5 protein-coding genes are annotated in these 9,682 nt (G+C 70.0%); 1 reads left to right on the top strand and 4 read right to left on the bottom strand.

All coding sequences use genetic code 11. The annotated features are described in order from the left end of the window. From VI238_RS12305 to VI238_RS12295, 3 genes are all read right to left on the bottom strand, one after another. The coding region (locus VI238_RS12305; RefSeq protein WP_331651760.1) for a serine/threonine-protein kinase at positions 1 to 1,312 on the bottom strand (1,312 nt) is incomplete at its 3' end. 157 nt (positions 1,313 to 1,469) lie between these two features. Next, complete coding sequence (locus VI238_RS12300; RefSeq protein ID WP_331651758.1) at positions 1,470 to 3,623, bottom strand: bifunctional (p)ppGpp synthetase/guanosine-3',5'-bis(diphosphate) 3'-pyrophosphohydrolase; 2,154 nt, start codon at positions 3,621 to 3,623, stop codon at positions 1,470 to 1,472. Between the two features lie 90 nt (positions 3,624 to 3,713). After that, complete coding sequence (locus VI238_RS12295) at positions 3,714 to 4,919, bottom strand: hypothetical protein (protein WP_331651756.1); 1,206 nt, start codon at positions 4,917 to 4,919, stop codon at positions 3,714 to 3,716. Between the two features lie 265 nt (positions 4,920 to 5,184). Here VI238_RS12295 and VI238_RS12290 point away from each other — a divergent pair, with 265 nt between their 5' ends. Next, positions 5,185 to 5,649, top strand: a complete 465-nt coding sequence (locus VI238_RS12290) for a hypothetical protein (RefSeq protein WP_331651754.1) — start codon at positions 5,185 to 5,187, stop codon at positions 5,647 to 5,649. A 72-nt stretch (positions 5,650 to 5,721) separates the two neighbouring features. On the opposite strand, the gene hrpA is transcribed toward VI238_RS12290, so the two are convergent. Then, a complete protein-coding gene (gene hrpA, locus VI238_RS12285; RefSeq protein ID WP_331651752.1) occupies positions 5,722 to 9,681 on the bottom strand; it encodes an ATP-dependent RNA helicase HrpA in 3,960 nt (1,319 codons plus the stop codon). Position 9,682: the final 1 nt, after the last annotated feature.

Genomic DNA, 9,682 nt, shown 5'->3' with positions numbered 1-9,682 from the left:
CGGGGTCCTGGGCGCGCGCGGCGAGGAACAGTTCGCGCGCGCTATCGCCCTGGTTGCCGGTGAGGCGACCGGCATCGAGCGCGCGCTGCGCGCGCGTGAGCGTGTCGTTGAATTCCGTGCGCGGCAGCAGGCGGCGCAGCGCATCCTGCCAGTGCCATGCGGCGAATGCCCCGCTCACGAGCAGTACGAGCGCGACGATCGCACCCGCGCCGCGCCGACGACGCGGCAGGCGTGCCGCGCGCGCGGCCGGCGCATCGCGGTCGGCGCGCATCGGGTCGGCCTCCAGCGCGGCGACGATCTGGTCGATGCGTCCGATCGCGGGCTCGTTGCGCTCATGGCGGTCGCTGCGCTCACTGCGCTCGTGGCGTTCGCTGCGCTCGATGCGTTCGCCACGCTCGTGCGCATCGGCGGCCATCGCCGGCATCGGCACCGGCGTATGGGTGTACGGACGCATCGACGGCAGCGCACCGTCGTCGCCCGCAGCCGGCCGTTCGGCGTGGAACGATGTGGCCGCCGGCACGCGCCGCTCGAACTCCGCGATCGCCGCGGCGACCTCGTTGCCGTGCTGGTAGCGGTCCTCGGGTTCCTTCGCGAGCAGGCGGTCGAGCAGCGGCTGCAGCGACTCGAGCGCGCGCGGCAGTTGCGGTACCGGTTCGGTGATGTGCTTGATGCCGACCGCGAGCGAATCGTCGGCGTGGTACGGCACGCGCCCGACGAGCATCTCGTACAGCACGATCCCGAGGCTGTAGAGGTCGGCGCGGCCGTCGATCGTGCGCCCGCGCGCCTGTTCCGGGCTCATGTAGTGCGGCGTGCCGACGATCGCGCCGGTCTTGGTCATGCGCAGGCTGGAGTCGAATGCGCGCGCGATGCCGAAGTCGGTCAGCACCGCGGAGCCGTCGTCGCGCAGCAGGATGTTGTCCGGCTTGACGTCGCGATGGACGAAGCCCTTCTCGTGCGCGTAGTTAAGCGCGGAGGCGATCTCGCGCGCGACGCGCAGCGCGAACGCGACATCGCGCGTGCTGCCGTCCTTCGCGAGCACGGCGCCGCCGGCGAGGTACTCCATCGCGATGTAGTGGCAGTCGCCCGCGTGGCCGACGTCGTGGATGCCGACCACGTGGCGATGGTGCAGCTTGGCCGCGATGCGCGCCTCGCGCAGGAAGCGTTCCCCGAAGTTCGGATCGACGAGCAGCGCGGGCGACATCACCTTGAGCGCGACATCGCGCTCGACCGATTCCTGCATCGCCAGGTAGACCGTGGCCATGCCGCCGCGGCCGAGCTGGCGCAGGATGCGGTATCCGGAGATCTCGATCACGATCGCGTCACTTCCGCTGCGGCGCCCGGCCACGCTGGCGGGGCTCGCAAACGCGCATCAGGCGGGCGCCCGAGCATATCACGCACCCCTGCCGCCACAAGCGGCGGTGCCCCGCGCGCCAGGGCGGGGCCGCGTCGTGCTCGCCGTACCACGCTGCTCATGCGATGCGCCGCGCCTCGATCACGTTGGGCACCGCGAGCAACTGGCTGAGCAGGCTGCTGAGCTGGTCGAATCCGCCGACCTTGAGCGCATAGTTCATCTCGACCGTGCCGCGGCGCTCGTCGACGCGCGCGTCGACCGCGATCACGTGCGCGTTCGCGGCCGCGATCACGTTGGTGACGTCCTTGTGCAGCCATTTGCGGTCGTAGCCCTTGACGACGATGTCGACCTCGTAGCTCGCCTCTCGCCGGCGCCCCCATTCGACCGCGATGACGCGGCTCGCATCGCGTTCGCGCAGCTTGCCAAGCTGGGCGCAGTCGGCGCGATGCACCGACACGCCGCGGCCGCGCGTGATGTAGCCCGCGATCGCGTCGCCCGGCAGCGGTTGGCAGCAGCGTGCGAGCTGGTTGAGGAGGTTGCCGATCCCTTCGATCACGATCGCGCCGCTGTCGGCGGCAGGGCGCTGCGCGGGATGCGGCGCCGGCGCGCGTTCCGGCGGAGGCGCGCCGAGTTCGTGCAGCGCGCGCGCGAGCTGACCGGTGCTGACGTCGCCGAGCGCGAGCGCCTCGAGCAGATCGTCGTGGGTCTTCAGGTGGAACCGCTCGGGCAGGCCGTCGAGGCTCGCCGGCTGCAGCGCGAGACGCTTGAGTTCGCGCTCGAGCAGCGCGCGCCCCGCCGCGAGGTTCTGCGCGAGATCGACGCGCTTGAACCAGGTGCGCACCTTCTCGCGCGCGCGATGCGTGGTGAGGTAGCCGTGCTGCTGCGCGAGCCAGTCGCGCTTGGGTTCGATCGCCTTGCCCGTGAGGATTTCGATGCGGTCGCCGCTCGCGGGCTGGAACGACAGCGGCACGATGCGCCCGTTGACCTTCGCGCCGCGGCAGCGATGGCCGACGTCGGTGTGGATCGAATAGGCGAAGTCGAGCACGGTCGCGCCCCGCGGCAGGTCGATCACCTGTCCCTTCGGCGTGAGGAGGTAGACGCGATCCTCGACCACTTCGGTGCGGAAGCCCGCCAGCAACGCCGCGTCGTCGTCGGACGCGTCGCGCGCCTCGAGCAGCTGGCGCATCCAGGCGATCTTGCGCTCGAAGCTCGCGTCGGCGCCGCCGCCCTCCTTGTAGCGCCAGTGCGCGGCGACGCCGAGTTCGGCGTGACGGTGCATGTCGTGCGAGCGGATCTGCACCTCGAGCGTCTGGCCGCCCGGGCCGATCACGGCCGTGTGCAGCGACTGGTAGTGGTTGCCCTTCGGGTTCGCGATGTAGTCGTCGAACTCGCCCGGAATGTACGGCCACAGCGTGTGCACGACGCCGAGCGCGGCGTAGCACGCGGCGACGTCCTCGACCAGCAGGCGCAGCGCGCGCACGTCGTAGAGTTCCGAGAACTCGACGCCCTTGCGCTGCATCTTGCGCCAGATCGAGTAGATGTGTTTCGGCCGCCCGGCGATGTCCGCCTCGATGCCCGCGGCGCGCAGCGCCTCTCCGAGCCGGGCTTTCGCATCGCCGATCCAGGCCTCGCGATCGCCGCGGCGTTCGTCGAGCAGGCCGGCGATGCGCCGGTAGACGTCAGGCTGCAGGAAGCGGAACGCGAGATCCTCGAGTTCCCATTTGATCTGCCAGATGCCGAGGCGATTGGCGAGCGGCGCATGGATGTCGGCGCTCAGACGCGCGAGCGCGCGCTGCTCGGCCTCGGGTGCACGCGTCGCCGCGCGCATGCGCACGAGCTGGCGCGCGAGCAGGATGAACACGACGCGCAGGTCGCGGATGATCGCGAGCAGCAGGCGACGCAGGCCCTCGCTGCCGCCGACCGTGCCGTGCGCCGCGTACAGCGCCCAGACGCGTTCCGCTGCCTGCTGCCCTTCGACGAGCGCGCGCGTGCCGTCGGGAAAGCCGGCGAGCGCGGCCGCGTCGACCGCGGGATCGGCGAGCATCAGCGCATGCAGCAGGCACGCCGCCTGCGCCTCCTCGCCGACACCGAGTTCGCCGAGCAGCGCGATCGTCGCGAGCAGCTCCGGCTGTACGGCGAGCCATGCAGGCGTCGGCGGCGTGCGCGACGCGGCGAGCCGGCACGCCCGCGCGGCAACGCCGTCGCTGCCACTGCGTTCGAGCTGCGCCGCCCACGTCGCCAGCGACGTTGCGGCTTCAACGGACGTATTCACGGTCTCGACGCCACGCCCCGCGTGCCACGGCCCTCGAAAAAGACATCGGCGCCCGCAGGCGCCGATGCAGGGGTGCGGGAATGCCGCGGATCAGGGAATGCAGCCCATCCATTCGAAGCTGTCGGCGTTGCGGAATCCGAATACGACGTTGTCGCCGATGAACTCGTCTCCGTTCTCGCTGCGCGAAACGCCCGGCTCGATCATCGTCGCGATCGCGCTGTATGGCTGGCAGCTGCCCGCGGAGGTTCCGTTCGGCAGCTTCTGGCGCACGACCGCGATGTACAGCGACGCGGCCGGATTGAATCCGACCAGGAGCGGAATGTGTTCATCGACGAACCCGGGATTCGTGCCGCCGAGGAGCGTCTGCGAGAAATACACGTCGCTGCTCGCGCAAACGTTTTCGGTGAGCGTCGCCGGCAACTTGCGCAACAGGCAGTAGGTGCCGTTCGGGCCGAGGTAGTTGGAGTCGTAGGCGTCGCGGATCACGACATCGACCGAGCTCGCCTGGGCCTGGTTCGGCTGCTGCGGCGGATCGGGCGGGAAGTGGCTGTTCGGCGGACCATCCTGCGGGCCGAAGCGGGCATCGACGCGCGCGAGATAGACGAAGTTGTTTGCCGTCGTGGTCGTCCACATCGTCGGTGCGCGATCGCCGTAGCGGGGATCGTTCTGCGAGCTCACCGCGATCGGGCGAACGCCGGTCGCCGCCGCGCACACGGAACTTTCGACGACCTGCGGCGAGTTCGGATCGAGGTCCCACGAGCACGAATCGTTCGGCACGACCGTCCAGTCCGGCGAATCCCACGTGAATCCGGAGGTCGCCTGCCAGTTCACGAGATTCGAGAACTGCACTGCGGAAAACGACTCCCAACTGTCGCGGAACAACTCGTCGCCGGATCCGCTGAACGGCGTCGAGACCTCGCCTTCGGGACCGCGCACCTGGCAGGCGAGCGTGTTTTCCGGCGTGAAGGTCGCGACGCCCTTGTTCACGAACAGCTCGTTGCCGGTATAGCCGATCTTGGGGACGTCGTTCGCGGTCGGCATGGCCCAGTGATCGTGATGCGCGCGCAACGACACCGGCGTCTGCGAGAACTGGCCGGCGTTCGCGCAGATCACGAAGCCCTCCGTCGTCACATCGAGCACGCTCGTCGCGCCGCTCGAGGAGTACGTGAAACCTGGCGGAGTCAGGATGCCGGCGGCGGGACCGTCGTTGATATGCAGGGACTGCGCCAGCGCAGTCGTGGACAGGATCGCGGCGGCCACGGCCGCCCCGAGGGCATTGAAGGCGATCTTCGTCACTGACATCTCTCGATTACTCTCACCTGAAACGGGTTCTTGGTTCTTGTCGCGCAATCCGCTTGCCTCTGCGTCGCTTATACGAACCATGAACGGCTTCGTCCGACCGCACCCAACCCGAGTCGCCGGACAAAACCCCGGGCGGCTCATGCTACACTTGGGCCTGCCGCATTGTATCCCGATGCGCGCTCAAGTGCACCTGTTAAGTTCCCGTAAGTCAAGGATTTTTGCGGTTGCGGTCACAGACTGCCCACCTGCCGACGAAACTATGCGCCTGATTCCGAGCCTCGCACTCACCTTAACCCTTGCTGCCTCGGTGGCTGGCGCGCAGACCCAGGCGCCCACGCTCGAGGAGCGCATGTCGCAGGCGGAGTTCCAAGCCGCAGGCCTCGACAAGCTCTCGCCGCAGGAACTCGCCCAGCTCAATGCGTGGCTCCAGGCGCATGGCGGCGGCGTCAAGTACGTGTCGCCGAGCGGCGCGCCGGTCTTCTATCCGGACGAAGGCGCGCGCGAGAACGTCGAGTCGAGCATCGTCGGCACCTTCGAAGGCTGGCGTGGCCACACGGTGTTCACGCTCGAGAATGGCCAGCAGTGGGCGCAGGCCGAATCGGGATCGCGCGACACGGGCAAGTTCAGCAGCCCGAAGGTCAAGATCAAGCCGATGCTGCTCGGCAGCTGGCTCATGTACGTGGATGGCTGCGGTTGCAGCGTGCGCGTCAAGCGCGTCAAGTGATGCGGGGATGAATCCATCCCGGACCGTACAGCGATGTACGCCGATCCGGGATCCGGTACGACCTTCAAGCGCTCAGCCTGCGCGCAACGATTCCACGAGTTTCGCGAGCCGTTTCGGCGACACGGGCTCCGCCGTGCGCAGCTCCTGCGCGAACGTCGACACGCGCAGCTCCTCCACCAGCCAGCGCAGCTCTTCGAGTCGGGCGTCGTCGCCGGCGTGCGTGGCGCGCAGCTTGAGGTAGTCGCGCCAGTAGAGCTGCACCGCGAGCATGCGCGCCTGGTCGCGCGCCGGATCCTGGCGCAATCGCTCCGCACGCAGGCGCATCGCCTTGATGTAACGCGGGAACTGCGCGAGGCGCGTCGATGCGGTACCGCGCAGGAAGCCCGGCGCGAGCAGCTCGCCGAGCTGGTCCTCGAGGTCGTCGTAGTTCGCGCGCGCAAAGCCGAGCAACGGCGGCTGCAACAACGGTCGCAGTTCCGCGTGCGCGGACAGGATCGCCTCGGCCAGCGCGAGGCGTTCCATCGCGGCCGCGAACAGGCCGCGCGCGATCGCCTCGCGCGTCGCGTCGAACGCGGCGCGCGTTCGCGCGCCGAGGTCGGCGTCGGCGAGCTGCTCGCGCAGTGCGCCTTCGACGATGTCGGCGCGCAGGCCATCGGCGACGCCCGTTCTCGCGGGTTTGCCCTTGCGATCGTCCGTGATCGGTGGAAAGCGGCCATCCATCGCCGCACTTCGGGATTTGTCCTTGCGATCGTCCGTGATCGGCGAAAAGCGGCCATCCATGGCCGCACTTCTCAACAGGAGCTCGTTCTTGAGCGGGAGTTGGCGCTCGGCCTGGCGGATGCGCTCGGCGAGTGCGCGTCGCAGCAGCCGTTCGATGCCGAGGCGGTGCTGCGCGAGTGCCTCGTCGCGGCGTTCGAACACGCGCAGCGCGACGGTCTCGCCGAGGTCGACGAGCGCCGGAAACGCGGTCAACCCGCCGCTCGAGACGACGCTGTCCGGAATGTCGTCGACGTCGAATCCGGCGACGTCCTCGCGCGTGAGTTCGACGTCGGCGCGGCGCGAGAACGCGACGCGCGCGGCGCCGGTCCACTGCGCCTGGATCGCGGAGAGGTCGCGGCTCTCGACGAGGGTACGCCCCTGCTCGTCCTCGATGCGGAAGTTCATCGCGAGGTGCGCGGGCAGCTCGACGCCGGCGAACTCGGTCGCCTCGATTGCGACGCCGGTCACGCGCTGCAGGTAGCGCGCGAGCACGCGGTACAGAGGCTCGTCGCGCGCCGCCTCCGCCTCGACGAACGCGCGCGCGAAGTCGGGCGCGGGCACGAAATTGCGGCGCAATGCCTTCGGCAGGGCGCGGATCGCTTCGGCGACCTTCTCGCCGAGCAGGCCGGGCACGAGCCATTCGCAGCGCGCCGCCGGCACTGCGTTGACGAGCGCGAGGGGCACGTGCAGCGTGACGCCGTCGGCTGGATCGCCGGGTACGAAGCGGTACGTGAGCTTCAACCCGTGGCCGGCCACGTCGAGGCGCGGCGGGAATTCGCGCGCGCCGACGCCGGCCGACTCGCCGAGCACGTCGCCGAGCGACCAGTGCATCGCCGCCTGCTCGGCCGGCGTGGCGCGTCGGTACCATGCATCGAGCGCGGCGGCCGTATTGACGTCCGCCGGAAGCTTTCCCTCGAAGAAGCCCGCGAGTTCGTCCTCGCCGCGCAACAGGCCCGAGCGGCGACGCTTCGCCTCGATCTCGCGCGCCTCCGCGAGCACGCGCGCATTCGCGCGCACGAAGTCGGCGCGGGCGTCGATCTCGCAGCGTGCGAGCGCCTCGCGCAGGAAGATCGCGTGCGCGAGCGCGGGATCCTGCCGGCCGAACGTCACCGGACGCTGGTCGGCGAGCACGAGGCCGAACAGCGTCACCTGCTCGAACGCGACGACCGCGCCGCGCTTGCGCGACCAGTGCGCGTCGCGCCAGCTGCTGCGCACGAGATGCGCCGCCTGCTGCTCGATCCAGGCCGGCTCGACTTTCGCGCAGGACATCGCGTAGACCTTCTGCAGGTCGAGGATCTGCCCGGCGAGCAGCCATTGCGGCGCCGACTTCGCGACCGACGACCCCGGGAAGATCGAGAACCTGCGCTCGCGCGTGCCGCGATACTGGCCGCGCTCGTCCTTGCGACCGACCTGGGTCGGCCAGCCCGAGAGCAGGCAGCGATGGATCGCCTCGTAGGTGCGATCGGGGATCGCGACCGCGGAGTCGGCAGGCGCGGAAGCAGGGCCTCCCGCTCGCCGATCGCGGTCCGCCGGCTCGCGGTCTTTCGCGGCTCCCGATTCGACATCGCCGATCGCCGGCGCCTGAAGCAGCAATTGCCGATGCAGTTCGCGCCATTCGCGCATGCGCAGGAACGAGAGGAAGCGCGCTTCGCACCAGTCGCGCAGCTTCGACTGCGTCAACTCTTCGTGCGCGGCGGCATACGCGGTCCAGAGCTTGAGCACGGCGATGAAATCGGATTTCGGATCGGCGAACGCCGCGTGCGCGGCATCGGCCTGCTGCCGCGCATCGGCCGGGCGCTGGCGCGGGTCCTGCACGCTGAGGAACGAGGCGAGCACGAGCAGCTCGGGCAGCACGCCGCGCGCCTGGGCTTCGACGAGCATGCGTCCGAGCGCGACGTCGATCGGCAACTTGGCCAGTGCATGTCCGATCCGAGTCAGTCGCCACGAGGGCCCGCTGTCTGCAGCGCCTCGTCGAGCGGCGCGGCCAGGCGTGGCGGGCTGCTCGCCGTGCGCGATGACGGTCGATCGCCCCGGCAAACCCTCGATCGCGCCGAGTTCGGCGAGGCGGCGGTAACCGTCGCCGATCGCGCGCTCCGACGGCGCGTCGACGAACGGGAAGGCCGCCGAGTCGCCGAGGTCGAGCGCGAGCATGCGCAGGATCACGCCCGCGAGCGACGAGCGCAGGATCTCCGGATCGGTGTAGCGCGCGCGCTGCAGGTAGTCCTGTTCGTCGTAGAGACGGTAGCACACGCCCGGCCCGAGGCGACCGCAGCGGCCCTTGCGCTGGTCGGCCGCCGCCTGCGAGATCGGCTCCACGTGCAGGCGCTCGAGCTGGTTGCGCGGGCTGTAGCGCTTCACGCGCGCGGTGCCGGTGTCGATCACGTAGCGGATGCGCGGCACGGTGAGCGAGGTCTCGGCGACGTTCGTCGCGAGCACGATGCGCCGCTGCGGCCCCGGCTTGAACACGCGGTCCTGCTCGGCCGCGGAGAGGCGCGCGTACAGCGCGAGCACCTCGGTTTCCCGATACGCGCGGCGCGACAGCGCGAGGTGCGCATCGCGGATCTCGCGCTCGCCGGGCAGGAACACGAGCACGTCGCCCCGCGGGTCCTCGCGCGTGATCTCGTCGGCGACGGCGACGAGCTGTTCGCCGAGGCTCAGCGGGTCCGCATCCGCGCTGGCGTCGGCTTCGCGCCGACGCTTGCGCGGCTCCGCGTCCGCCTCGATCGGACGCTCCTCCGCGCGACGGCCGCCGGGACGCCAGCGCACCTCCACCGGATAGGTGCGCCCTTCGACCTCGATCACCGGCGCGTCGCCGAAATGCCGCGCGAAGCGCGCGGTGTCGATCGTCGCCGAGGTCACGACGAGCTTGAGATCGCGGCGCTTCGCGAGCAGCCGCTGGAGATAGCCGAGCAGGAAGTCGATGTTGAGACTGCGCTCGTGTGCCTCGTCGAGGATGATGGTGTCGTACGCACCGAGCCACGGATCGCCCTGCGTCTCCGCGAGCAGGATGCCGTCGGTCATGAACTTGATCAGCGTCTCGTCCGACACCTGGTCGGCGAAGCGCACCTGGAATCCGACCAGGCGCCCGACGTCGGTGCCGAGTTCGGCGGCGACCCGGCGAGCGACGCTGCGGGCCGCGATGCGGCGCGGCTGCGTGCAGCCGATGAGCCCCGCGCTGCCGCGACCCGCGGCGAGGCAGAGCTTGGGCAATTGCGTCGTCTTGCCGGAGCCGGTCTCGCCCGCGAGCACGACCACCGGATGCCTGCGGATCAGC

Origin of the sequence: Dokdonella sp. (genome assembly GCF_036518555.1) — a bacterium.
Taxonomy (GTDB): Bacteria; Pseudomonadota; Gammaproteobacteria; order Xanthomonadales; family Rhodanobacteraceae; genus Dokdonella_A.
The sequence above is the reverse complement of the archived record's forward strand: the minus strand, read 5'-3'. Positions and strand labels throughout refer to the sequence as shown.

Coding starts and splice junctions, on each gene's coding strand:
- VI238_RS12290 (WP_331651754.1), top strand. CDS start 5,185: ATGCGCCTGATTCCGAGCCTCGCACTCACCTTAACCCTTGCTGCCTCG.